This is a genomic window from Virgibacillus phasianinus (genome assembly GCF_002216775.1).
GTDB classification, from domain to species: Bacteria; Bacillota; Bacilli; order Bacillales; family Amphibacillaceae; genus Virgibacillus_F; species Virgibacillus_F phasianinus.
Map to the genome: position 1 here is coordinate 1,185,711 of NZ_CP022315.1, position 26,351 is coordinate 1,212,061.

A 26,351-nucleotide genomic window follows, 5' to 3' on the forward strand; every position below is an offset into this window, starting at 1 on the left:
TTCTGAATCTTTACCCTTATTTATTATACTACTTAGAACCAGCCTTTTACAGTATCAACGATTGTAGAAAATAAATTACTGAAAAAATCACCAATTGATCCTAAGATCAACATGAACCAATTATCTTTTTCGACTGAGTCCTGTGCCACAATATCTATTGTTTTATTAGCTTCCGCATCAAAAATATAACCATAGTCATTTTCGCCGGCAAAAATAACCTCTGCCGTACCAACCTTTTCACCTTTTTCAATTGGTGCAGCTAATTCGCCAGCCTTGTTAAGTTTCTTTTTGTCCAGTGTATATTTAATGGTATATTTGTCTTCCTGCCCTTTTTGAACAGGTATTTTGATCGCTTTGTTCGTAGCGATTTCAACATTATCCTTTTTTCCATCGGCAACAGGAAGCTTTGCTTGTCCATCTAACTGATATCCTTTTGGAAATAATTCTTTTGTTTCAAAACTTGAAAAGCCAAAATCAAGTAGTTTAGCAGTTTGTTCAAATCGTTCTGCCTTACTATCCGTTTTCATCACTACGGAAATTAGTCGCTGACCATTACGTTCAGCTGTACCAGTAAAACAATAGCCGGCTATATCGGTGTGACCTGTTTTCAGTCCATCCACACCTTTATAGTGGAATTGCTTTAAAAATGTTGCCTTATGTGGCAGCATCCAGTTTAGGTTTTCAACATCTTTATATTCCCCAATATCTACTGATAGCTCACTTGAAACTTTTAATGCCTCTGGATGTTCATTAATTAAATTATACGCGAGTAACGCTGCCGATCTAGCTGAAAGTAAATTATTTGCTTTCGGATCTGTTCCCTTAGGAGCGTATTCACCAAGTAATGAATTAGGTAAGCCAGTCGAATTCACAAATTTATAATCGGGTAAGCCCATTTTTTCAGCTGTTTTATTCATTAGTTTAACGAAGTCCGTTTCGGATCCGGCAATAAGTTCTGCCAATGCAATCGTTCTGCCGTTATCGGAAATGATTGCCATCCCACGGTATAATTCTTTTACGGTATATTCCTTATCCTGACGTAAACCAATTCCGGAAAGGTTTGGATTTGCTGATATGCTGTATGCATAGTCACTAATCTTTGTTGTCGTATCCCAGCTGATTTGACCACTTTCGATCGCTTCCCATACAAGGTATTCGGTCATCATTTTAGTCATACTAGCTGGTGGAAGTGCCATGTCAGCCTCTTTAGCATACAGAATTTTACCTGTTTCGGCATCAACTAAAATTGCCGAATCTGCTTTAAGGTCAACTGACTCTGCTGCATGTGTTGCCATTGGTTGAATCAATACCGTTGCCATCATTACAACCGATATGAGCAATAATGACAAATTTCTCTTTACGTTGTGTCTCAATTTCTCTACCTCCACCTTAGAAAATCAGACTTTACGCCAAATTCATGGGAAAAGCCACAATTGTAAAAGTCTATTTTTATGTAAAAATTGTACTCATCTTTGATAGTTTACCACATAAAATAGTAAAAAAATAGACGGGGTTTATTCCCTATCTATTTATTTTACTAGAATATTTTTTTTTGCTTTTTAGGTCTTTATACAGAGTAATTTGGTGCTTCTTTGGTAATTTGTACATCATGTGGATGGCTTTCGCGTAAACCTGCATTGGTAATTCGGATAAACCTTGCATCATTACGCAGGGAGTCAATTGTACCCGTTCCACAATATCCCATTCCTGCACGCAATCCGCCAAGCATTTGATGAATGGTATCTTCAAGTGGTCCCTTGAAAGCAACTCGTCCTTCGATTCCTTCTGGTACAAGTTTTTTTGTTTCCTCTGATTCCTGGAAGTAACGGTCTTTAGAGCCTGCCTTCATCGCGCCAACAGAGCCCATTCCACGATAAACTTTATATTGCCTGCCTTGGAAAATTTCCGTATCACCAGGACTCTCGGCAACACCGGCAAACATGCTTCCAAGCATAACGGCATGTGCCCCAGCAGCTAGTGCCTTGACAACGTCACCTGAATATTTAATTCCGCCATCAGCAATAACGGGAACACCATATTCTGCTGCAGCCATAGCACAATCATTAACAGCAGTAATCTGCGGAACACCAACACCAGCTACTACCCTTGTCGTGCAAATAGATCCAGGACCAATACCAACCTTTACAACAGATACACCCGCTTCAATCAGTTCTTTGGTAGCCTCTGCTGTTGCAACATTACCAGCAATAATATCCAAGTCCGGGTACGCTTCTCTAACGCGTTTCACTTGATCAATTACACCTTTTGAGTGACCGTGTGCAGTATCAATTACAATCGCATCAACACCACTATTCACTAAGTGTTCAATCCGCTTCATTGCGTCCACAGTAACGCCAACAGCAGCTCCAACTAATAGCCTTCCTTGTGCATCCTTAGCAGCATTTGGAAACTCAATTACCTTTTCAATATCCTTAATGGTAATTAATCCTTTTAAAACACCAGAATCATCAACCAGCGGCAATTTTTCAATTTTGTATTGCTGAAGAATTTTTTCGGCCTCATCAAGCGTTGTTCCAACTGGTGCTGTTACGAGATTTTCACTTGTCATGACCTCATGAATCAAAATAGAATAATCCTGAATAAAACGCAAATCACGGTTTGTCAGGATACCTACAAGCTGTTGTTCTTCCTGATTATTTACAATTGGGACGCCGGAAATGCGAAATTTGCCCATCAAATGTTCTGCATCATAAACCTGATGTTCAGGGGTTAAGAAGAAAGGATTTGTAATAACGCCACTTTCTGAACGCTTCACACGATCGACTTGTTCCGCCTGATCCTCAATCGACATGTTTTTATGAACGACACCAAATCCACCCTGACGTGCCATCGCAATTGCCATTTCTGCTTCCGTAACAGTGTCCATGCCTGCACTGATGAATGGAGTATTTAATTTCAGATTTTCCGTAAGCTTTGTTTTTACTTCTACGTCCTTTGGAAGTACTTCCGATCTTGCTGGTACCAACAATACATCATCAAACGTTAATCCTTCTTTGGCAAATTTATCCTCGCGCATTTTCATCCTCCTATTGTTAGAAATAATTATATATGCATTTTTATATTGTTACTAACAATACTGCATCATATGGGCTTTTTCAACTAGATGAGGAAAAGTTTAAAAAGAAAATGCATTCTAAATATTAACACAGTAATTTAATTCCATTTATTATTTTTGTATTTACGATAGTAATTGATCTGACGCACAAATAAATACAATTTTCTCTTTAAATGGTGATCATGTTTATAAAATAATGGATTTCCCCATTTGCCTTGTTTGATCAAACGGTTTACATCCTTTAGCACATCATCATTTTCGACAAAGTTTCTTAATACTATTTTCGGAACAACAGTGAATAAATATTCTTTGTCCAAATAGGTTATTTCTTTTTCTTTTTTGTAGATTCCATCGTCTACAAGATATTCCGCCATATTATGACCAAGTGCTGTAACATAATAACTGGATCTTCCTTGTCTAATATTCACTTCAAATACTTTAAATTTACCATCTCGTCTATCATATTTAATATCGAAGTTTGCAAAACCAACGTAACCAACTTCCTCAAGAAAATGCTGCAGCTTTTCCATCATTTCCTTGTTGTAGCGGGTAATTAATGCTGTGTAATTACCAATCGCTGTCGCGGTATGCTCTTGCAGGACAACTTGTGCAAATGTAACAAGCTGTGTCTTACCGGAAGAATTAACATAGACGACAGAATCCCACATGTATGTGTCATCACCTGGTATATAATCCTGAATGATCAATTCATCCCGGTAACCACTCGCCGTTATCATGGCTACAACCCTTTGAAATTCTTCCTTTGATTCGACCTTATATACCTTTTCCTGCCCAACAAACTTGTGATTATAATATTCAATCCCATTACTTGGCTTTATGATTACTGGGTATGTGAGATCCTCGCTAAATGGTTCTGATTTACTGCAATTATAGAAATAGGTTTCAGGAGTTTCAATCCCGTATTCTTTACAAAATTTGTAGAAATTCGATTTCGTCTGCAGTTTATTCATTAATGATTCATTAATGTAATTAAATACATAATTTTCTTTTAATGCCGCCTCATTTTCGATAATTAATCGAACGTAAGCATCATTGGTGCCTACCAAAAGAAGCTTTTTATTCGACGACTTTAGACCTTGGGCCACTTGCATCAGAATCGGAACAAATTGTTCAGGATCTGACAGTTTTTCGTGTATTTCTATTTTTTCAATGATTGAACTGAAATTTGTGAATGCCATTAATTGTTTTCCTATTAAAATTGGTTTTACACCATATGCTTCATGAAAAGAAATAGCCATATTATAAGCATTTATGTCTGTTCCAACGATCACTGGGATGAATGGTAATTTTTTCATTATGTCCTCCTATATTGAACCAATAAATTCTAAGAACTATTCCCTTAGAACGCAAATATAAGCATTTTACAATTAACATTACTATATTATAAACCGGTTGTAAATCTATAACAATTTGACATAAGTTAGTGTACTTTCGCTAATAAAGGAGATAATATGCATACGCATCAACTGTAGTAAATAATCTGGTTTCAGGAGGAGGAAATGTATGATAAAGCAGGATATTTCTACCTTTTATACTTCATTAGAAAACCTCCAATCAAGTCAGCATTTTTTAAAAAAATGTTATGCAACGATCTCCGGGATTGATCATGACGCAAAGAGCTATGAGAACAGTGGAGCTTTTCTGTACTACCTGAATCAGGGGCAGCTTTTTTTAAGTGAAGGGGAAAAGACTGATGTACGTCTTAAACCATTATTATATTTCTATGGAATGGTTCATATCATTAAAGCCTGCCTGTTAACCAATCGACCTGACTACCCTGAGTCAACATCAATACTGGCACATGGTGTGTCAGCCAGAAAGCGAAAAAAAAAGGATTACAGTTTTATTCATGATGAAGTGAAAGTTCAACAAAATGGTTTGTTTACATATACATGCAATCATTTATTTTCACTGAATAACCCTCCATTCACCAAGGTGAAAATGGACTTTTTATTAAGCTTAATCCCGGAAATGAATGCCCTCCATACGCATCATCATGGAAAAGCCAATAGCATATCTGTCGGAGCGCTTGATTCCACCAAGCTAAGCTTTCCCATTTCCATTCTTGATAGCTATCATTTAACTGAACGAGCATTCCTGCAACGAATTAGCGGGTATTTACCTGGAATCAAAAAGACAGAGACGACAAAAGAGCACATATTGGTAGAGCTAGATAAACCGATTTCATCCCTAAATGGACCTTTTTACTGTCATAGCAGGGAACGGGCTATTTACTTTCCCAGCAACCGCACCTATTTTGTGACAATACCAGAAATATTGGTTCATTATCTATTGTTATATAACTTAAGCATGATTAGCCGGTATGAAACCGAGTATTGGGGCGAACTTTTTGCAACGAAATACAGTGTGGACTACTCAGTTATTGTCCATTACCTTACAATTGCGATGGATAAGGTGGAATGGCTGTTAGGTGAATGGCTTCTTAGCAGGATGTAAAACAAAGGCAACCCATTTGCCGCTGGGTTGCCTTTGAATATGCTTTTTCTATTCCTCTGTGTCTACATCGTTATTGCTTACTTCCGTTTCTTCCTGTTCATTTGCTATCTCTTGAGCATCTTGATTTGTATTTTCTTCAGTTACTTCTTCCTCTGGCTCTACTATCGCAACTGTCGCAACCTCTTCGTCATCCTGTAAGCGAATCAAGCCGACACCACGGGTATTACGACCCGATTGAGAAATACCTGCGATAGGAATACGTATTAATACACCAGCAACTGTAATAAGCATCAGATCTTCTTCACCTGTAACTGCCTTCACGGTAACAACATGTCCTGTATCTTCATTTAATTTACATGTGAAGATACCTTTACCGCCGCGCCTGGTGATTCGATATTGATCTTCAGGTGTACGTTTTCCGACCCCTTTGTTTGTAACATGCAAAACTTGCAGTCCTTCTTCCAGGATTTCCATTGATACAACTTCATCATCGCCGCGCAGTGAAATACCGCGGACTCCTGCAGCTGTCCGACCCATGGAGCGGATTTGATCTTCTGGAAAACGAATCAAATAGCCATCTTTTGTTGCAATCATAATATCTTTCGTTCCATCCGTTAAACGAACAGAGATAAGTTCATCTTCGTCCCGCAGATTAACAGCAATCAATCCACCTTTTCGAATGTTCGCAAAGTGCGATAGAGTGGTTCGTTTGGAAACACCCTGTCTTGTTGTAAAGAACAAGTACCAGTCTTCAGCAAACTCATTAACTGTAATAACCGCGTTGATTGATTCATCCTTTTCAATCTGCAGTAAGTTAATAACTGGAATTCCTTTTGCAGTCCGGCTAAATTCAGGAATTTCATATCCTTTTGCCCGATAAACTTTACCTTTATTTGTAAAGAATAGTACCGTATCATGCGTTGACGTTGACACTAAATGTTCCACAAAGTCATCATCATTCGTACCCATTCCTTGAATGCCACGCCCATTTCGTTTTTGTGTGCGATATGTGGATGCTGGCAGACGTTTAATGTAACCTTGATGAGTCAGTGTGATTACGATATTTTCTTCAGGAATTAAATCTTCGTCTTCAATAAAGTCCATTCCACCAACCATTATTTCAGTTCGGCGCGGATCACCATAACGTTCTTTTATTTCTGTTAGCTCTTCACGAATAATTTCCAGTACTTTTTCGTCATCAGCTAAAATGGCTTTTAACTCATCAATTAATTGAACGAGTTCATTATATTCATTTTCAATTTTTTCTCGCTCTAAACCTGTCAGGCGTTGTAAGCGCATATCTAAAATAGCTTGTGCCTGTTTTTCTGATAAACCAAATCGTTCCATCAAGCCATCACGGGCAATTTCTCCGGTTTTGGAACCACGAATAAGTGCAATTACTTCATCCAGATGATCAAGGGCAATTCTAAGACCCTCAAGAATATGGGCACGTGCTTCAGCTTTTCTTAATTCAAATGCGGTACGCCGCTTAATAATTACCTTTTGATGTTCAAGATAATACTCAAGACATTGTTTAATATTCAATACTTTTGGGTGGCCATCAACTAATGCCAGCATATTAATCCCAAAGGTTGTTTGCAATGAGGTGTATTTATATAAATTATTTAACACAACATTTGCGTTTACGTCCCGGCGCAGTTCCATCACAACCCGAAGCCCATTACGATCGGATTCGTCACGTAAATCAGTAATCCCATCAATTCGTTTATCACGGACATGGTCCGCAATTTTTTCAATTAATTTTGCTTTATTTACTTGATACGGAAGTTCACTCACGATAATTGTTGATTTACCGTTCTTTTGTTCCTCGATATTTACTTTTGCCCGAATGGTAATAGAACCTTTTCCAGTTTCAAAGGCTTTTCTAATTCCACTTCGGCCCAGTATTTGACCAGCAGTCGGGAAATCGGGTCCATATATATGACTTTCCATTAATTCATCAATTGATATTTCAGGGTTCCTGCTGATGGCTAATACAGCATCAATCGTTTCCCCTAAATTATGCGGCGGAATATTAGTTGCCATACCAACTGCAATCCCTGAAGTTCCGTTAACTATAAGGTTAGGAAAGCGAGATGGAAAAACAACTGGTTCACGTTCAGATCCATCATAGTTATCCCTATAATCAATGGTGTCTTTGTTTATATCGCGCAAAAGTTCCATTGAAATTTTTGACATTCGCGCTTCTGTGTAACGCATAGCTGCAGCTGAGTCACCATCAACCGAACCAAAGTTACCATGACCATCAACAAGCATATAGCGATAGCTAAAATCCTGCGCCATCCGTACCATTGTTTCATAAACGGCTGAGTCACCGTGTGGATGATACTTACCAATTACTTCACCAACAATACGTGCTGACTTTTTATGCGCCTTGTCTGAATGCATTCCTAAATCATTCATCGCATACAAAATTCTGCGATGCACTGGCTTTAATCCATCACGCACGTCAGGTAATGCACGCGATACGATTACACTCATAGCATAGTCAAGGAATGAAGTACGCATTTCCTGACTAATATTTATTTCTTGAACATTTGACCGTTCTTGATCCGCCATTTTGTTACCTCCCTGTCACAAGCATAAACTGTGACTACCCATATAAACATCTTTTACTATCTATCCTAAGCGTCCGCTTCTGACCAGTCGCCTCCGCTTTTCTTGTCCAGCTGTGGCTCCTAGCGGCTAGCAAATAGTTAGTCCTGATGAATGTGCGTAAAGGTCGACGCACTTTCACAGTCCTATCTATTTGTACGCCGCTTACCAGTCGCCTCCGCTTTTCTTTATACGTCTAAATTTTGTACGTATTGGGCGTTTTCTTCGATAAAGTTTCGTCTTGGTTCCACTTTGTCACCCATTAGCATGTCAAAGACTTGGTCAGCATCAATTGCGTCTGCTAAGTCGACTTGTAATAATGTGCGATTATCTGGATCCATTGTTGTTTCCCAAAGCTGTGTTGCATTCATTTCTCCAAGACCTTTATAGCGCTGAATACCGGGTTTAGGGCTACTAGGAATTTCTCCAAGAATACGTTCCATTTCTTTATCATCATAAGCGTAGTAAGCGGCCTTACCCTGCTGTATTTTATATAATGGTGGCTGGGCAATATAGATATAGCCATTTTCGATTAATGGTCGCATATAGCGATAGAAAAATGTTAATAATAGTGTGCGAATATGTGCACCATCAACATCCGCATCGGTCATAATTACGACTTTATGATATCGAGCCTTTGTTATATCAAACTCTTCAGCAATGTTGGTGCCTAGCGCTGTAATCATTGCCCGAACTTCATTGTTGGATAATATTTTATCAAGTCTTGCCTTTTCCACATTCAGAATCTTACCGCGCAAGGGAAGTATAGCCTGAAAGTGGCGATCCCTTCCCTGCTTTGCTGAACCACCGGCGGAATCACCCTCTACAATATATAGTTCACTAATTTCAGCATTCTTTGATGAACAATCTGCGAGTTTTCCTGGCAAATTGGACACTTCAAGCGCACTCTTACGACGTGTCAATTCACGTGCTTTTTTAGCAGCTGCCCGTGCCCGTGAAGCCATTAAACCTTTCTCGACTACAACCTTTGCAACGGAAGGATTCTCGAATAAAAATTTGGAAAATGCTTCACTAAAAATAGAGTCGGTAACCGTCCGAACCTCACTGCTGCCAAGCTTTGTTTTTGTTTGGCCTTCAAATTGTGGGTCAGGGTGTTTTATTGAAATAATTGCAGCCATACCCTCCCGTACGTCATCTCCAGATAAATTAGGGTCATTTTCCTTAAATAAATTATTTTTTCTTGCATAATCATTGATTACACGTGTTAAACCTGTTTTAAATCCGGATTCATGTGTTCCACCTTCATGTGTATGAATGTTGTTCGCAAACGAGTAAATATTGCTTGCAAAACCATCGTTATATTGTACGGCTATTTCAACGGTTATTCCTTCATCTTCCGCTTCGGTATAAAACGGTTCATGCAGAACTTCACGAGTGCTGTTGATATATTCTACATAGGAACGAATGCCACCTTCGTAATGGTAGTGAACAGGCTCTTCATCTGTTCGTTTATCTTCAAGTGAAATACGAAGTCCTTTGTTTAAAAAGGCTAATTCCCTGACACGAACTGCCAGTGTGTCGAAATCATATGATGTCGTTTCTGTAAAGATCTCCTCATCAGGCTTGAAGTGGATGATGGTACCGGTAATATCTGTTTCACCAATGACTTTTAATTCTTCCTGGGGAACCCCTCGCTCAAATCCTAGGAAGTGTACCTTTCCGTCCAAATGAACATATACTTCTAGATTACTTGAAAGTGCATTTACTACAGAGGCCCCAACACCGTGCAGTCCTCCTGAAACTTTATAACCGCCACCGCCGAATTTACCGCCAGCATGAAGAACCGTCATAATTACCTCAACAGCAGGACGACCTGTTTTCTTTTGGATACCAACTGGGATACCGCGGCCATTATCTTTAACTGTGATACTATTATCCTTTTCAATAATAATTTCAATATGGTCGCAATAACCTGCAAGTGCTTCGTCAATACTATTATCAACGATTTCCCATACAAGATGGTGCAAGCCTCTTCCGCTAGTTGAACCAATGTACATACCAGGTCTCTTGCGGACAGCTTCCAATCCTTCCAGTACCTGAATTTGATCCGCGCCATATTGATCGTTAGTTACATTATTTTCTGTTGACATCTTTTCACCCACATTTCTTTAGTACGAGGACTTTTAACTTCTCGCTCACGCTTTATTCCAACTCGTCTGTATAGTCATCCAGTTTGCTTATAGTGGAAATCATACTTGCCCTTTTCTTTAATGTTGCAACTGAAAGGGAACTAAAATAGATATAGTCATTTGTAATTACCACAGACTTTGCTTCTTCCTTTGGTGTGACAATTAATTTTGCCTTGGTTGCCCGTTCGATCATCTCTTCCATAATCGATGATGAAGAAATAATATTTCGATCGATAATAGATACAACATCTTTTGATTGAATTACATTGTCATTTCCAATATGAATAAACATATAATCACACCACCTCTATGTATCTACCTGACCATTATCAACCCTGAACAGCTCCGCTTCACGCAATGTTTCATGGTTTATCCCATCAACACTTGTGGTAGAAACGAATGTCTGCACCTTACCTTGAATCGTGTTCAGTAAATGGGATTGACGATAATCATCAAGTTCACTTAACACATCGTCAAGAAGAAGAATTGGATATTCCCCCACTTCATTATAGATCAGCTCTATTTCCGCAAGTTTCATGGAAAGTGCTGCAGTGCGCTGTTGCCCCTGTGAACCGTATGTTTGAACATCTTTTTCATTCACATAAAAATCTAAGTCATCACGATGCGGGCCAATAAGAGTTGTACCACGTTCAATTTCCTTTGCTTCTATTTCCTGAAATTTTGTTAAATAACCTGTTTCTATTTTCCCCTTATCAGCTTCTTCTGATACCTCGATCGTGGCAGCATACTGAATCTCCAGCTGCTCCAGGTTGCGGCTGATTTGGTTATGAATAGGTCCTGCCCATTTACGCAGCAAATCAAGAAAAGCAAATCTTCTTTCCAATAATGTTGTTGCATGCCCGATTAATTGTTCCGTCAATACCCGCAGCACGGTGGGATCCTGTTGTTGCCTTCGCTGCATTTGCTTTAATAAATGATTACGTTGTTTTAATACTTTTTGGTACTGTCCCAGATGATAAATATACCGTGGCTGTATTTGACCAAGTTCCATATCAATAAACCGCCTACGAATTTGTGGCGGTCCTTTTACCAAAGTTAAGTCTTCAGGTGCAAACATGACAACATTCAATGCCCCTATATAATCACTTAACCGCTTTTGTTCTAGATGATTTAATTTAGCCTTTTTTCCTTTTGTGGATACTATAATTTCAAGCGGAAAAGATTGTTTTCTTTTTGTTACGGTACCCTTTATTTTAGCATACTCTTTGTCCCATTGGATAAGTTCCTTTTCCCTTGGTGTTCGATGTGATTTTGTAAAAGCCAGAACATAAATCGCTTCCATCAGGTTTGTTTTCCCCTGTGCATTTTCACCAATTATCACATTGACTTTGTCATCGAACGCAAGATCAAGCACATCGTAGTTTCGATAGTTTTTTAATTGCAATTGTTGAATATGCATGGCATTTCCTCATTTATTTCCAAATTAGCGTGTAACTCAATTAACTTTTATCAACTTTACTTACAATAAATGATCCAGCGTGTTCTATTTCTACTACATCATTTGGATAAAGCTTTCTGCCGCGGCGCTTTTCCAATTCACCGTTAACTATGACACCTTGATCCTGCAGATAGGATTTAACCATCCCTCCAGACTCAAGCACATTCGCTAGCTTTATAAATTGGCCGAGGGTGATATATTCAGTCGTTATTTCTATTGTTTCATGCATTTTTTTCACCAAATTCTTTTTGTAGAGTCCGTATATACGTATTATTGACCTCAAACACAAGTATTAATCAATCCGTAATACGTTCAAATAATCAAATACGAGTACCTTCTATCTATTTTACTAAAGTTTTGGTGTTTAGGGAAGGAAGTAGCCTGAAATTGTTTCATTACGCTTTAAAAAACACTGTTTTACAATTTCATGTAAAAAACGCCCTCACTTGTGTAAAATGAAGAGCGTTTGACAGTAAAAATCTATCTTTAATACGTACGTACTGGCAAAATTAATTGCAATATAGGATCATTATTTTCCGGGCGAATGACAAATGGGCGCATTGCACCGGTAAATTCAATTTTGACTTCATCATTTTCAATTGCCTTTAATGCATCCAGCATATATTTGGAACTGAAGGAAATCTTTAGTTCTTCTCCTTCAATTGATTGAACAGTCATTTCCTCTACTACTCTGCCAACCTCTGGAGAATTACTGGTAATCTCAATTAATTGATTGTCTTTGGTTGCAAGACGTACAACATTATTTCGATCTTCTTTTGCAAGCAATGAAGCGCGATCAATGGTATTTAACAAATCTTTTGTTTTTGCATGAATAATAGTTTTGCTTTCTTCTGGAATTAATCGCGATGTTTCTGGATAATTTCCATCCAATAATCTGGATAAAAAGTAAACATGCTTCGTACGGAATAGAATCTGGTTATTCGTTACACTAATTTCAACCGGATCCTCGGTGTCCGATAAAATTTTATGAAGTTCATTCAAGCTTTTTCCAGGTACAACAACATTAGGAAAATCCAGTTGCGATGGTTGAACAGGAATTTCACGCGACGCCAGACGGTGGCTGTCTGTTGCAGTAAAGTTTAGTGACTCATTTGTAAATTTAAGCTTTACACCTGTCAAAATAGGTCTGGTTTCCATTGTTGAAACCGCGAAAACAGTTTGTTTAATTAAACTCTTTAACAGATCTGTTGGGATTTCAAAGCCATCATCCGTTTGCATCATTGGCAGCTGTGGATATTCTTCTGCATCCTGTCCATTTAGATTAAATTCAGCTTTTCCCGATTTAATTGTAACTTTTAGGTTTTCATCTGCACTTATTTCCACACTTTTTTCTGGAAGTTTACGGACAATATCTGGGAAATAACGTGCCTGTAATACAATACTGCCTTCCTCGATTTCTTCTACATGAACAATTCCATCTTCTTCAACGGGAATAAACGATTGAATGGAGATATCGGAATCACTGCCTGTTAACGTAATTCCGCTCTGTTTCGCTTCAATCTTCATACCAGTCAGGATTGGAATTGCCGTACGTGATGAGATTGCTTTCATCACATCTTGAACACCAGCTATTAATTTGTCTCGTTGGATAATGAATTTCATAAAATAAATCCTCCTAATGGAAGTTCTTTATATATATTTTTTATTAATAAAATACAGTAATAATAGTAATAAGCCCTGTGATTATGTGGATAACTTATTTTTTAATAGATTATGAATGGGTTACCACCTGTGGACAGATTGTTGATAATCATGCACCGCTATGCACACTATTCACATGTGGGTAACTTATAAATTTTTTAATTGCTCTTTTACTTCTTCTATATCCTGGTCAAGGCTTGTATCATTTTCTAGCATCCGTGATATTTTTTCATGGGCGTGAATAACGGTTGTGTGGTCTCTTCCGCCGAATTCTTCACCTATTTTAGGCAATGAAAAGTCGGTCATTTCCCTTGATAAATACATGGCTATTTGTCTTGGAAAGGCAATGGATTTTGTCCGTTTTTTGGCAATAAAGTCTTCCTGTCGAATGTTGTATTTTTCGCCAACTACCTGCTGTATTTTCTGGATTGTGATAACTTTCGGCTTTTTACTTGGAATTATATCTTTTAATGCGTCCGCTGCAAGTGATGCATCGATATCCCGATTGACGAGTGATGAATAGGCAACAACACGAATTAAAGCACCCTCAAGTTCCCGGACGTTCGTATCAATTTGATTAGCTATATACAGCATTACTTCATTTGGAATGTCGAGCCCTTCTGCCTTTGCTTTCTTACTTAAAATTGCGCTGCGTGTTTCTAGATCAGGTGGCGTAATATCTGTGATTAATCCCCATTCAAACCTGGAACGCAATCGATCCTCTAACGTTGGTATTTCCTTTGGTGGACGATCGCTGGATATAATAATTTGTTTATTTTCTTCATGCAATGTATTAAAGGTATGAAAAAATTCTTCTTGCGTTGATTCTTTTCCAGCAATGAATTGAATATCATCTATTAAAAGGACGTCAACATTCCGATATTTGTTACGAAAATTAATCGTTTTATTGTCCATAATGGCATTAATAAATTCATTGGTGAATTTTTCAGATGTTATATAGACTACTCTGGCATCCGGATTGTGATCACGGACGTAGTGTCCAATTGCATGCATGAGATGAGTTTTGCCAAGTCCTACTCCACCATAAATGAAAAGTGGATTGTAAGCTTTGGCTGGAGCCTCTGCTACTGCAAGAGATGCAGCATGTGCAAAGCGGTTTCCAGATCCAATGACAAACGTATCAAATGTATAATTTGCATTCAGCATTGTTTTTGGAGCCTCTGCTCCTTGATTATTTGGCACGGCAATGGATTTGGGGGCCGGGTTAACGTCTTCGGTTTCCAGATTTGTTTCAGGGATGATGAATTTTGCCTTTAGTGACGCCCCGGTGATTTCAAACAACAGTTCAGAAATTAAGATGGTGTATCTTCCTTCCAACCAGTCACGAGCGAATTCATTTGGTGCAGAAATAATTAAAGTATCATCCTGAAGTTTTTCTGCCTTTGTACTTTTCAACCATGTATCAAAGCTGGGCTTGCTGACCTTTTCTTCAACTTTTTCCAGCGTTGCCGCCCATAATTCATCAATATTTTCCAAGGCCTGATTCACTCCTTTCAGTAAAATAATGATACAAAAAGCCTCTCTCGATCTTTAAGATAAAAATGTCTCAGAAAGATGGAAAGGCATGTATTGTACAAGCAATAATCCTATAAAAACTAGCTTACTAAGTCAGTAAAAGGGAAGTAAGTAGAAAAAATTATTTATTTCACGTGTGGATAATAAAATGCATGACATAAGCAGTTTTGAAACGTTATGTACGTTTTCCACATGATTGTTGATAAGATGATAAACAGAGGTGTTGACAAGTATCCACAAGTTATTAACAGAATGTGGATATCTTTTGTTGGATTTACATTTTTCCACACACTAAAACACAAATATAATACCAAAAAAAAGAAGGTAATGCAATGGGTTTTTCGACAGTTATCCACAATACCCATCCCTTGTAGACAACTTTTATCCACACCACCATATTTTGTGATTATCCTGTCGATATCTTGTGTGGATAAAAAAATGTCGAATTAAAAGATAAACAATTGCCTGTGGGTAACTCGTTTTAAAAGTAAGTTGACAGATGGTGCATGTATTACTTATAATTAGTAGGACTGTCTACTGGATATGTTTTAATTTGAATTTTAAATTCCTCAGGGAGGTGTATGATAAATGAAAAGAACGTATCAACCAAATAACCGTAAACATAAAAAAGTACATGGATTTCGTGCGCGAATGAGTACTAAAAATGGACGTAAAGTTTTAGCGCGTCGTCGTCTTAAAGGAAGAAAAGTATTATCTGCATAGACCGCTGAATTTCAGTGGTCTTTTTCACACTTATAGAAAATATTGGCTTGTCGCCAAGAACTAATGGCGAAAGCCTTGGATTTTTTTATACTTCACACCGATAAAGATTTATATGTTCTTAAAGTGTAAGAAAGAATAGTCTTTAGCCAAGATTTTCTAAGAAGAGAAGCAGTGTTTCCTGTTCCTTCGTTGATTGGAGGAGTATGGGATCACTGCTTATTATATAGATGGAGTTAATTGTAACGATAAAGGTGATTGAATGAAAAAGGCGTTCCGAATTAAGGATAATAAAGAGTTTCAACTTGTGTTTAAACAAGGAAAGTCATTTGCAAACCGGCAACTGGTTATTTATTATATGAAAAAAGAGGGACAAACTCATTTTCGTGTAGGAATTTCAGTAGGAAAGAAAATTGGAAACGCTGTTACGAGAAATCGGATCAAACGTCACTTACGTCATGCATTCCAGGATCTGGGTGAACAAATTTCCAAAACAAGTGACATTATTATCATTGCAAGACAGCCAACAAAGAACATGGAATATGAACAATTCAAGAAGAGTTTAACTCATTTATTGTCGAAAGAACGATTGTTAGAAAAATAAACAATTTATGGATTAATATAGAATCCTTAATTGTTTTAATGATAAAATGACAGGCATTACATAGGTTTATGTTAGTTAAGGAGGAAATCGAGTGTCAAAAAAGTATTTAGTGTTAATTAGCATGATTGTATTAGTTGCGTTGCTTTCCGGATGTACGCAAATGAATGAACCAATCACATCACAAAGTGAAGGATTCTGGAATGAATATTTTGTTTATCCTATGTCATGGTTAATTACCTATTTTGCTGAACTATTCAATGGAAGTTATGGTTTAGGGATTATTGTAGTAACCATTATGGTTCGGTTAGTATTACTGCCATTGAATGTGAAACAATTAAAGAGTTCAAAAGCAATGCAGGATGTACAGCCCGAGCTTAAAGAAATACAAAAGAAGTACAGTTCTAAAGATGCAAATACACAACAAAAGTTACAAAAAGAAACGATGGAATTATTTCAAAAACATGGTGTAAATCCACTAGCTGGCTGTTTGCCAATTTTTGTACAAATGCCGGTATTAATTGCGATTTATCACGCAATTATGCGTAATGCTGAAATTCAGAATCATAGTTTTCTGTGGTTTGAACTTGGGGCTCCGGATCCATTTTACATTCTTCCTATCATTGCTGGGGGTGCGACATTCCTTCAACAAAAATTAATGATGGCTGGAAGCCCAGCCGGTCAAAATCCGCAAATGATGGTTATGATGTATGTCATGCCGATTATGATTACTGTCTTTGCACTCTTTTTCCCGGCAGCTTTGGCATTATACTGGGTAGTAGGTAACGTATTTATGGTGGCACAAACTATATTTATCCGTAAACCGATGATGAAAAAAGACGATGCTAGTACTGGAGGAGTCAAAAAGTGAGAGAAATAACTGCTACTGGTCAAACGGTGGAAGAAGCAATCCAATCAGCATTAGAGCAGTTAAATACAACAAGGGACCAAGTTGAGATTGCGATCATAGATGAAGGAAAGAAAGGGTTTTTTGGCGTATTTGGTTCAAAAAGATCAATTGTCAAGGTTATTATGGCTAAGAATCAAATTCAGCAAGCCGAGCAATATGTTCTTGAATTAACGAAGAATATGGGTGTTGAAGTTGAGATTGCAGCAACGGTTGAAGGTAACCACGTATCTATTGAAATGAATGGCGAAAAAATTGCCCTATTAATTGGTAAACGTGGTCAAACACTTAATGCATTACAGTATCTGGTTCATCTGGTATTGAATAAAGACGGCAAACAATTTTATACAGTTACAGTTGATGCGGAAGGTTACCGAGGCCGTCGCAAGGAAACACTTGAATCATTAGCTGTGAAAATGGCCGATAAAGCAAAACGTTTAAATAAGAAAGTTGCTCTTGAACCTATGCCTGCCTATGAACGTAAGATAATTCATAGTGCGCTGCAAGGTGTCAAAGAAATTTCTACGTATTCGGACGGAGTAGAACCGCACCGACATATTGTAATAAAACCTTAAAAAAACCCTGGGAAACCAGGGTTTTTTAGGTACAAATAAATAGTACCAACGAAGGGGACTAACGCAATTTTCCATTACCAATTTCTCATTTTATTAAATTATAAAGGTATCCAGTGGCTTTCCTAGAATAGTGTTATAAAACAGGAAAAGGAAGTGGATATATGAAACGTTTAAAAGTTTCTGCTCTTATTGTAATGATGGTTTTATTAGTGGCAACACCAGTTTATGCTGCACCAAATGAGCATGCGGATCAAGCTTTTGATAATAAGGTGGTCAAGCGGATTGATGTTGATAATATTTATCAGCATGTCTATCATTTGTCAGAGGTTATTGGGTCCCGTGGCGCCGGAACTGAAGGTGACCAACAGACGGTAGAGTATCTGGAGGATCAATTTAAAAGCTTTGGTTACCAGGATGTTAATGTATACGAGTTTACCTTTGAGTCAGGTGGAGAAGAGATTACATCTTATAATGTTGAAGCAGTAAAAGAACCAATGAAAAATCATGACACAGGTCAAACAATTATTGTCGGTTCACATCACGACTCCGTACCGTGGGGGCAAGGTGCCAACGACGATGCGTCAGGAACTGCAGCACTATTGGAATTGGCCAGAGTTTTTTCAAATACACCAACGGATACCACAATTAAATTTGTTGCTTTTGGTGCAGAGGAGTATGGACTATGGGGTTCACGCAATTATGCAGCAGCAATGACCCCGGAAGAGGTGGAAAGTACTGTAGCACAATTCCAAATGGACATGGTTGGCAGTGAAGATGCCGGTGAGCTTGTAATGTTTACTGCTAATGGAGAGAAAAACCTGGTTACTGACTTAGGAGCAGCAGCAGGATCACGCGTAAGTGAGCTTGTACCATACAGTGAGCTAGGGAGAAGCGATCATGTACCATTTCACAATCTAGGGATTCCGGCTGCTTTATTTATTCATACACCGCTTGAGCCATGGTACCATACAGCAGATGATACAATCGAACATATCAGCAAGGAAAAGTTAAAAGATGTGGCAAGTATTGTTGGTGCGGCGATTTATCAGGTAGCAAGAAAAGATACACCAGCACTTGAGAAATCAACTGTAGCCCCGGTCCCTGTGGATTATTATTATGAAGATCCTATTTTATAAAATTTGGTAATAAAAATAAATAAAAAAAGCCGTTTATTAACATGTGGATAAACGGCTTTTTTGGTGTGATAGTATTATTTGTGGATAAGTTTCTTTTTACACAAAAATATGATATTCTATTTAGTTAGTGACGATAAAAAAATGAATGTTAATAATAAATGATAATAGATGTGATTAAAGTGGGTGAAAGATGTGGAGACAGATACAATAACAGCAATATCTACCCCGATTGGCGAAGGTGCGATTGCGATTGTCAGATTAAGTGGCCCAGAGGCAATAAAGATTGCTAACAGTTTGTTCCGGGGCAAAGATTTAGAACAAGTGGATTCACATACCATTCAATATGGTAAAATAATTGATCCGGAAACAAATGAAATAGCGGAAGAGGTCATGGTGTCAATCATGCGTGCACCTAAAACCTTCACCCGTGAAGATGTAGTAGAAATCAATTGCCACGGTGGGATGGTATCTATTAACCGTATACTGGAAATAATTTTAAATCGTGGTGCGCGATTAGCTGAACCAGGGGAATTCACCAAACGAGCATTTCTCCATGGAAGAATTGATTTATCACAGGCAGAAGCAGTTATGGATTTAATTCGAGCAAAAACCGATAAGGCGATGTCAGTTGCATTAAAACAGATGGATGGTCGATTATCCGCGTTAATTCAGCGGTTAAGACAAGAGTTATTAGAAACAGTTGCCCATGTGGAAGTAAATATCGATTATCCGGAATATGATGATGTTGAGGAAATGTCACATGAAATGATGCGGGTGAAAACAAAAGAAGTTTTTCATGAGATTGAGAAACTGCTGGAAGTTGCCAAGCAAGGTAAAATCCTGCGTGAAGGACTTGCAACTGCGATAATAGGACGACCCAATGTTGGAAAGTCTTCCTTAATGAACACATTAGTTCAGGAAAATAAAGCAATTGTAACAGAAGTTCCTGGTACTACACGTGATATAATTGAAGAATATGTCAATGTACGCGGGGTACCACTAAGACTTGTCGATACCGCGGGAATTAGAGAAACAGAAGATATTGTCGAAAAAATTGGTGTCGAACGATCGAGGAAGGTGTTAAAAGAATCTGATCTTATTTTATTTGTTTTAAATAATAATGAGGAATTGACACTAGAAGATGAAAAACTATTTGAAGCGGTGCAGGGCTTAGAATATATTGTAATTATCAACAAAACGGATCTACCTGCAAAACTGGATCTGGAAAGTGTAAGAAAGCTGTCTGAAGGAAAACCTATTATTACAACCTCGTTAATAGAGGAAGAAGGGGTAGATGAATTGGAGAAAGCAATTGCCCAAACCTTCTTTACGGGTGAGATAGACAGCGGAGACTTAACCTATGTATCAAACGTTCGCCATATTCAATTGTTGAAGCAAGCCAAGCAAGCATTAGCAGACGCTGAAGCAAGCTTAGAAATGGCAATGCCACTTGATATCATCCAAATAGATATTACCCGGACTTGGGAATTACTAGGCGAAATAATCGGCGATACAGCAAGCGACAGCCTAATCGACCAACTATTCTCCCAATTTTGCTTAGGGAAATAGAAAAGTGGGGGCGCCCGTTTATTGGCGTATGACCTGGAGGGGTCTGTATGAGATAAAGGAAACACGGAGAGTGTAACGAACCGATGTTGACTTATCGCAAGGAAGAGCCTGAAGGTAATTAGCCAATGGGAGCCACAGCTGGACATAAGAAAAGCGGAGGTGCCTGGTTAGAAGCGGACGCATAAGCAAGGGACCGATTTGGAAATTAATGAATTATGTTTATATAGGAAAGGATGAAAAATATGGCTTATAATGCAGGCCGTTATGATGTTATTGTAATTGGAGCAGGCCATGCAGGAGTTGAGGCTGGTATGGCAGCTGCAAGAATGGGCGCAAAAACTTTAATGCTGACACTCAATTTAGATATGATTGCCTTTATGCCTTGTAATCCATCACTTGGCGGACCGGCAAAAGGGATTGTAGTTCGTGAAATTGACGCACTTGGTGGAGCGATGGCCAAAGTTATTGATAAAACCCATATCCAAATGCGGATGTTAAATACGGGAAAAGGCCCGGCGGTTCAAGCTCTTCGGGCACAGGCTGATAAACCCTTATATATCAGAGAAATGAAAGATATGCTTGAAAATGAAAAGAACTTAACATTAAGACAAGGCATGGTAGAAAGACTAATCGTGGAAGACGGGGTATGTAAGGGTGTTTTGACTGAAACAAAGGCAGCATATCGTGCTGAAACGGTTATTATTACTACTGGGACATTTATGCGTGGAAAAGTTTTAATGGGTGATTTGGAATATGAGAGTGGTCCAAACAATCAGCGTGTATCGGTTAAACTTTCTGAGCATCTAGAGGAACTCGGCTTTGAATTAACACGTTTTAAAACGGGTACACCACCACGGGTTAATAGTCATACGATTGATTATTCAAAAACAGAAATTCAGCCTGGCGATGATCGTCCGCAAGCATTTTCGTACGAAACAACTGAATATATTACCGATCAGATACCTTGTTGGTTAACATATACAAATGAATTTACCCATCAAATTATTAATGACAATTTAAACTTATCTGCGATGTATTCAGGCATGAAACGAGGAACTGGACCACGGTATTGCCCATCAATAGAAGACAAAATTGTCCGCTTTAACGATAAACCTCGTCATCAGGTATTTTTAGAACCTGAAGGAAGGCACACAGAGGAAGTATACGTGCAAGGATTATCAACATCATTACCTGAGTATGTTCAACACGAGATGATTAAAACAGTTCCTGGATTGGAAAAAGCAGAAATCATGCGGGCAGGCTATGCAATTGAATATGATGCGGTAGTTCCCACACAGCTTTGGCCCACACTTGAAACAAAAAAAATCCCTGGTCTATACACTGCTGGACAAATTAACGGAACATCTGGATATGAGGAAGCGGCTGCACAGGGAATCATGGCAGGAATTAACGCTGCAGCAAAAGTTCTTGGACGGGATTCGCTAATTCTTGATAGATCAACTGCATATATTGGTGTACTAATTGATGATTTAGTAACAAAGGGAACAAACGAACCATATCGTTTATTGACTTCAAGAGCAGAATACCGACTATTGTTACGCCATGACAATGCGGATTTTCGTTTAACTGAAGTTGGCTATAAGCTTGGGTTAATTTCCGAAGAACGATACAATAAATTTTTAGAGAAAAAGGCATTGGTTGAAGAAGAGAAGAAACGTCTCGCCAAAATCACAATAAAACCTGAAGAACATATTCAGGCTTTATTGGAAACTGTTCAGGCAACTCCTTTAAAAGAGCCATTGAAAGCTATCGATTTATTAAAACGACCTGAAGTTTCCTATGAATTACTTGAACAAATGGTTCCTTTTGAAAAAGAATTACCATATGAAGTTAAAGATCAGGTAGCAATTCAGGTTCAATATGAAGGTTATATTAAAAAGGCAATTGATCAGGTGGATCGGATGCTTAAAATGGAAGATAAAAAAGTACCTGAAGACATTGACTATGATGATATTAATGGTATTGCTTCAGAAGCAAAAGAAAAGCTAAAGAAGATACGGCCTTTATCGGTGGGTCAGGCATCAAGAATTTCTGGAGTTAATCCATCAGATGTATCTATTTTGCTTGTATATATTGAACAGGGAAAAATTGCGCGCATAGCCAATTAATGAGTTAGGAGAGCCAAATTATGAACCCGGATTTATTTGTGCAAGAACTAAAACAAAAAGGTATTATATTGAATGAAAAACAAATAAAACAGTTTGACATTTATTTTCACACACTTGTGGAGTGGAATAAGAAAATGAACCTTACAGCAATTACCGAGCAATCGGATGTTTATTTGAAACATTTCTATGATTCTATAACTGCAGCTTTCCATTTTGATTTCTCAAAAGAGGTGCATATTTGCGATGTGGGGGCTGGTGCTGGGTTCCCAAGCATCCCACTGAAAATATGTTTTCCTCACATACATGTAACGATTGTAGATTCCTTACAGAAACGGATTGTGTTCCTAAATCAGTTGGCGGCAGATTTAGGCATAGATCATGTAGCTTTTTATCACGATCGGGCTGAAAGTTTCGGTAAAAACACTGAATTCCGCGAGTCTTATGATATTGTTACAGCACGTGCAGTTGCACGAATGAGTGTGTTAAGTGAGCTTTGTTTGCCTTTAACAAAGAAAAATGGATTATTTATCGCCATGAAAGCAGCCCAAACCTCGGAGGAACTAAGGGATGCGGAAACAGCAATTGAAGTATTAGGCGGAAAGTTACGTGCTGTCCATACTTTTGAATTGCCTGAAGAAGACAGTGAGCGTTCAATAATCATGGTTGAAAAGAAACGCAAAACACCAAATAAGTATCCAAGAAAAGCCGGAGTTCCAAATAAAAGTCCAATCATGTAGAGTCAAGTAAATATATTTATGCTTATAGGTAACTTTTTAAAATAAATATGGTAAAATAGGAGCAGAGTTATGAAATTTGCGCAGCGGTTTAAACTGCAGCGTTTTTCTATTTCTTTGCCATATTATACATATGGAAAAATGAATGATAGCAACTTAGACTCGTTACAAAATCTAGGAAACTAATAAATTGTTTCACGTGAAACAATTGCCATATTTACGGATTAAGTGATTTTTATAACAAGTTTTTATGAATAAGGTGGTGTCTGATCATGGTACGTCCTTTCAACCGAATTTTCGGGTTAGGAGATAAATCAGATTCTCAAACAGAAGAAGAAGAAGTCTATCATCCTAATGAAGTGGTTCAACTTGCTGTATCTAAGATTGTACCGAATCGCTTTCAACCAAGGTCCATATTTAGTGAAGAAAAAATTGCCGAATTAGCACAGACAATTAAAACCCATGGAATGATTCAGCCAATTGTTGTTCGAAAGCTGGACAAGGATGAATATGAATTAATTGCTGGGGAACGCAGGTGGCGTGCGGTACAAACATTAGGATGGGAAAATACCCCCGTAATTGTACAGGACATGACCGACACAGAGACTGCCTCTGTAGCATTAATTGAAAACCTTCAGCGGGAAGAGTTAACGGTTGTTGAAGAAGCACGTGCATATGCCAGACTAATTGAATTACACTCCATTACACAGGAAGCACTCGCGCAGCGCTTAGGGAAAAGTCAGTCAACAATTGCAAATAAACTAAGGTTGTTAAAACTGGATGATGCTGTTCAGCAGGCATTATTAAATAAGTCTATTACAGAACGTCATGCAAGAGCATTGATAAAAGTAAAGGATTTAGAGAAACAGTCTACACTGTTAAATGAAATCATTGAACATGACCTTAATGTTAAACAAACAGAAGAAAGAATAGACAAAATAGAAAATAAAAAGGAAGAACCAAAAAAGAAGAAGCCGAAGTTAAAGGGCGTAAATAAAGATATGAGAATTGCAGTCAATACAATTAGACAATCATTATCCATGGTGACCGATACTGGAATTGATGTTGAAACTGATGAAAAGGATTTAGATGAATATTATCAATTTACAATTAAAATCCCAAAGAGTAAATAATCAGGAATGATAGGACTTACATCTTCACCCCATCTTTATATCACAGATGGGTTTTTTTCAGGCAACTTTTGCAGATAATTAATTGTTAATCGATTCACGTTACGTTTTTCTAACAATATCAGACATTTTTAAACATACTAGCAAAAAAATGATAGAATTAGAATATAGAATGATAGGTAGGTGACAGCATGGGTAAAATAATCGCCATGGCAAATCAAAAGGGTGGCGTAGGAAAGACGACTTCAGCCGTCAATTTGGGTGCATGTCTTGCGTACTTAGAGAAAAAAGTATTACTAGTAGATATTGACCCACAGGGGAATGCAACTAGCGGAGTTGGTGTTAATAAAGCTGATGTAAGTCAATGCATTTACAATATATTAGTAGAAGACGTTCCAGCTAAGGACGTTATTACGCAATCAAGTGTGCCGAATCTGGATATCATCCCTGCTACGATTCAGCTTGCAGGTGCGGAAATTGAATTAGTACCAACTATCTCGCGTGAAATTCGCTTAAAAAAGTCATTAGAAATGGTTAAAGAAGATTATGATTATATAATTATTGATTGTCCGCCTTCACTAGGGTTATTGACAATCAATTCTCTTACATCTTCTGATACAGTATTAATACCCGTTCAATGTGAATATTACGCATTGGAAGGTTTGAGTCAACTATTAAATACCATTCGATTAGTTCAAAAACATTTGAACAAAGATTTAATGATCGAAGGGGTATTGCTTACGATGCTTGATGCACGTACAAACCTGGGAATTCAGGTAATTGAAGAAGTGAAGAAATACTTTCAAGATAAAGTATACAAATCAATTATTCCAAGAAATGTACGTTTGGGTGAAGCACCAAGTCATGGTCAGCCGATTATCACGTATGACCCAAAATCAAGGGGTGCTGAGGTTTATCTTGAATTAGCGAAGGAAGTGATGGCCAGTGGCGAAAGGGTTAGGTAAAGGAATTAATGCACTTTTCCCAGAAGTTGGTGACAAGGAAGAAACTGTCCAAGATATTGAAATTAGGGATTGCAGACCCAATCCTTATCAGCCTAGAAAAACATTTCATGCTGATGCCATTGAAGAATTAAAGGATTCTATTCTTGAATATGGCATTATTCAGCCGTTAATTGCTCGAAAAAGCATTAAGGGATATGAAATAGTTGTTGGTGAACGCCGGTTTCGTGCGGCAAAAGAAGCGGGACTTGAGAAGGTTCCTGTTGTTGTCAAAGATCTTTCTGATGAAAAAATGATGGAAATTGCGTTATTGGAGAATCTGCAGCGTGAAGACCTAACACCAATAGAAGAAGCACAGGCTTATTCCAATTTAATTAGAGAATTAAATATAACACAAGATGAATTATCCAAACGCCTTGGTAAAAGCAGATCACATATAGCAAATTTAGTGCGATTGCTTTCTTTGCCGGATCAAATAATTGCTTATATCAATAATGGTGAACTTTCTATGGGCCATGGTCGTGCGTTATTGGGTATCAAAGATAAAACTAAAATAGTGCCTTTTGTAAAACGGATTTTGAAAGAGAAGTTAAATGTCCGTCAGGTAGAACAATTGATCATTGAAATGAATAAGAAACCTGTTAAAAAGAAGGAAAAGCCAAAAATGGACATCTTTCTCCAGGAGCGAGAATCTATCTTAAGAGATAGATTAGGTACCTCGGTTACCATTCAACGTGGTAAACGCAAAGGTAAAATTGAAATTGACTTTTTCTCAAATGATGATTTAGACCGCATTATTGAAGCGTTAAATTCATAAGATCAATTTCATATAATGGGAAGTACCCTTTTTTATTTCCGTTTATAATAGATATGAGAGACTGACGAATTTATAGCATTTATGTGCTAAGTCG

General features: G+C 37.9%; 22 protein-coding genes. 12 read left to right on the forward strand and 10 right to left on the reverse strand.

Translation table 11 applies throughout. The annotated features are described in order from the left end of the window. Nucleotides 1-32: 32 nt before the first annotated feature. The 3 genes from CFK37_RS06090 to CFK37_RS06100 all read right to left on the reverse strand — a co-directional run bounded on the left by CFK37_RS06090 (nucleotide 33) and on the right by CFK37_RS06100 (nucleotide 4,392). Complete coding sequence (locus CFK37_RS06090; RefSeq protein ID WP_089061013.1) at nucleotides 33-1,373, reverse strand: serine hydrolase; 1,341 nt, start codon at nucleotides 1,371-1,373, stop codon at nucleotides 33-35. 194 nt (nucleotides 1,374-1,567) lie between these two features. Continuing rightward, entirely contained in the window at nucleotides 1,568-3,037 is a 1,470-nt protein-coding gene (guaB, locus tag CFK37_RS06095; protein ID WP_089061014.1) for an IMP dehydrogenase, read from the reverse strand. Nucleotides 3,038-3,174: 137 nt separating this feature from the next. Next, on the reverse strand, nucleotides 3,175-4,392 hold the full coding sequence (locus CFK37_RS06100; protein WP_172840460.1) for a carboxylate--amine ligase: 1,218 nt from the start codon (nucleotides 4,390-4,392) through the stop codon (nucleotides 3,175-3,177). Between the two features lie 208 nt (nucleotides 4,393-4,600). On the opposite strand from CFK37_RS06100, the gene CFK37_RS06105 reads away from it, so the two are divergent. Next, nucleotides 4,601-5,554, forward strand: a complete 954-nt coding sequence (locus CFK37_RS06105; protein ID WP_089061016.1) for a YaaC family protein — start codon at nucleotides 4,601-4,603, stop codon at nucleotides 5,552-5,554. Nucleotides 5,555-5,602: 48 nt separating this feature from the next. On the opposite strand, the gene gyrA is transcribed toward CFK37_RS06105, so the two are convergent. From gyrA to dnaA, 7 genes are all read right to left on the reverse strand, one after another. Next, the gene (gene gyrA / locus CFK37_RS06110; protein WP_089061017.1) at nucleotides 5,603-8,134 is read right to left on the reverse strand and encodes a DNA gyrase subunit A; all 2,532 of its coding nucleotides are present in this window, start codon (nucleotides 8,132-8,134) and stop codon (nucleotides 5,603-5,605) included. 224 nt (nucleotides 8,135-8,358) lie between these two features. Further along, nucleotides 8,359-10,281 carry a DNA topoisomerase (ATP-hydrolyzing) subunit B gene (gene gyrB, locus CFK37_RS06115; protein WP_089061018.1) on the reverse strand — a complete coding sequence of 641 codons (1,923 nt, stop codon included), beginning with the start codon at nucleotides 10,279-10,281 and terminating at the stop codon, nucleotides 8,359-8,361. A 52-nt stretch (nucleotides 10,282-10,333) separates the two neighbouring features. Continuing rightward, entirely contained in the window at nucleotides 10,334-10,612 is a 279-nt protein-coding gene (gene remB / locus CFK37_RS06120; protein ID WP_089061019.1) for an extracellular matrix regulator RemB, read from the reverse strand. 15 nt (nucleotides 10,613-10,627) lie between these two features. Then, entirely contained in the window at nucleotides 10,628-11,740 is a 1,113-nt protein-coding gene (recF, locus tag CFK37_RS06125; protein WP_089061020.1) for a DNA replication/repair protein RecF, read from the reverse strand. A 40-nt stretch (nucleotides 11,741-11,780) separates the two neighbouring features. Further along, complete coding sequence (gene yaaA, locus CFK37_RS06130) at nucleotides 11,781-12,008, reverse strand: S4 domain-containing protein YaaA (protein ID WP_089061021.1); 228 nt, start codon at nucleotides 12,006-12,008, stop codon at nucleotides 11,781-11,783. A gap of 257 nt (nucleotides 12,009-12,265) precedes the next feature. After that, nucleotides 12,266-13,402: a DNA polymerase III subunit beta gene (gene dnaN, locus CFK37_RS06135; protein WP_089061022.1), complete on the reverse strand. Its 1,137-nt coding sequence runs from the start codon at nucleotides 13,400-13,402 to the stop codon at nucleotides 12,266-12,268. Between the two features lie 186 nt (nucleotides 13,403-13,588). Beyond that, a complete protein-coding gene (gene dnaA / locus CFK37_RS06140) occupies nucleotides 13,589-14,938 on the reverse strand; it encodes a chromosomal replication initiator protein DnaA (RefSeq protein ID WP_089061023.1) in 1,350 nt (449 codons plus the stop codon). A 627-nt stretch (nucleotides 14,939-15,565) separates the two neighbouring features. On the opposite strand from dnaA, the gene rpmH reads away from it, so the two are divergent. The 11 genes from rpmH (at nucleotide 15,566) to CFK37_RS06195 (ending at nucleotide 26,257) form a co-directional block, all read left to right on the forward strand. Next, nucleotides 15,566-15,700, forward strand: coding sequence for a 50S ribosomal protein L34 (gene rpmH, locus CFK37_RS06145; RefSeq protein ID WP_089061024.1), 135 nt, complete (start codon nucleotides 15,566-15,568; stop codon nucleotides 15,698-15,700). 259 nt (nucleotides 15,701-15,959) lie between these two features. Further along, nucleotides 15,960-16,301 carry a ribonuclease P protein component gene (gene rnpA / locus CFK37_RS06150; protein WP_089061025.1) on the forward strand — a complete coding sequence of 114 codons (342 nt, stop codon included), beginning with the start codon at nucleotides 15,960-15,962 and terminating at the stop codon, nucleotides 16,299-16,301. A 121-nt stretch (nucleotides 16,302-16,422) separates the two neighbouring features. After that, nucleotides 16,423-17,169, forward strand: coding sequence for a YidC family membrane integrase SpoIIIJ (spoIIIJ, locus tag CFK37_RS06155; RefSeq protein ID WP_425445372.1), 747 nt, complete (start codon nucleotides 16,423-16,425; stop codon nucleotides 17,167-17,169). Continuing rightward, the gene (jag, locus tag CFK37_RS06160; RefSeq protein ID WP_089061027.1) at nucleotides 17,166-17,780 is read left to right on the forward strand and encodes an RNA-binding cell elongation regulator Jag/EloR; all 615 of its coding nucleotides are present in this window, start codon (nucleotides 17,166-17,168) and stop codon (nucleotides 17,778-17,780) included. Before spoIIIJ ends, jag begins: the two co-directional genes overlap by 4 nt. Before the next feature lie 161 nt (nucleotides 17,781-17,941). Continuing rightward, nucleotides 17,942-18,916: a M20/M25/M40 family metallo-hydrolase gene (locus CFK37_RS06165; RefSeq protein ID WP_089061028.1), complete on the forward strand. Its 975-nt coding sequence runs from the start codon at nucleotides 17,942-17,944 to the stop codon at nucleotides 18,914-18,916. A 192-nt stretch (nucleotides 18,917-19,108) separates the two neighbouring features. After that, nucleotides 19,109-20,485 carry a tRNA uridine-5-carboxymethylaminomethyl(34) synthesis GTPase MnmE gene (gene mnmE, locus CFK37_RS06170; RefSeq protein WP_089061029.1) on the forward strand — a complete coding sequence of 459 codons (1,377 nt, stop codon included), beginning with the start codon at nucleotides 19,109-19,111 and terminating at the stop codon, nucleotides 20,483-20,485. Nucleotides 20,486-20,727: 242 nt separating this feature from the next. Further along, a complete protein-coding gene (gene mnmG / locus CFK37_RS06175; RefSeq protein ID WP_089061030.1) occupies nucleotides 20,728-22,614 on the forward strand; it encodes a tRNA uridine-5-carboxymethylaminomethyl(34) synthesis enzyme MnmG in 1,887 nt (628 codons plus the stop codon). 20 nt (nucleotides 22,615-22,634) lie between these two features. Further along, nucleotides 22,635-23,351: a 16S rRNA (guanine(527)-N(7))-methyltransferase RsmG gene (rsmG, locus tag CFK37_RS06180; RefSeq protein WP_089061031.1), complete on the forward strand. Its 717-nt coding sequence runs from the start codon at nucleotides 22,635-22,637 to the stop codon at nucleotides 23,349-23,351. Between the two features lie 269 nt (nucleotides 23,352-23,620). After that, nucleotides 23,621-24,481, forward strand: a complete 861-nt coding sequence (gene noc, locus CFK37_RS06185; protein WP_089061032.1) for a nucleoid occlusion protein — start codon at nucleotides 23,621-23,623, stop codon at nucleotides 24,479-24,481. Between the two features lie 188 nt (nucleotides 24,482-24,669). After that, nucleotides 24,670-25,443 (forward strand): ParA family protein, encoded by a 774-nt coding sequence (locus CFK37_RS06190; RefSeq protein WP_089061033.1) that lies wholly within the window; start codon nucleotides 24,670-24,672, stop codon nucleotides 25,441-25,443. After that, nucleotides 25,424-26,257, forward strand: coding sequence for a ParB/RepB/Spo0J family partition protein (locus tag CFK37_RS06195; RefSeq protein ID WP_089061034.1), 834 nt, complete (start codon nucleotides 25,424-25,426; stop codon nucleotides 26,255-26,257). The genes CFK37_RS06190 and CFK37_RS06195 overlap by 20 nt, the downstream gene beginning before the upstream one ends. Nucleotides 26,258-26,351 lie beyond the last annotated feature (94 nt).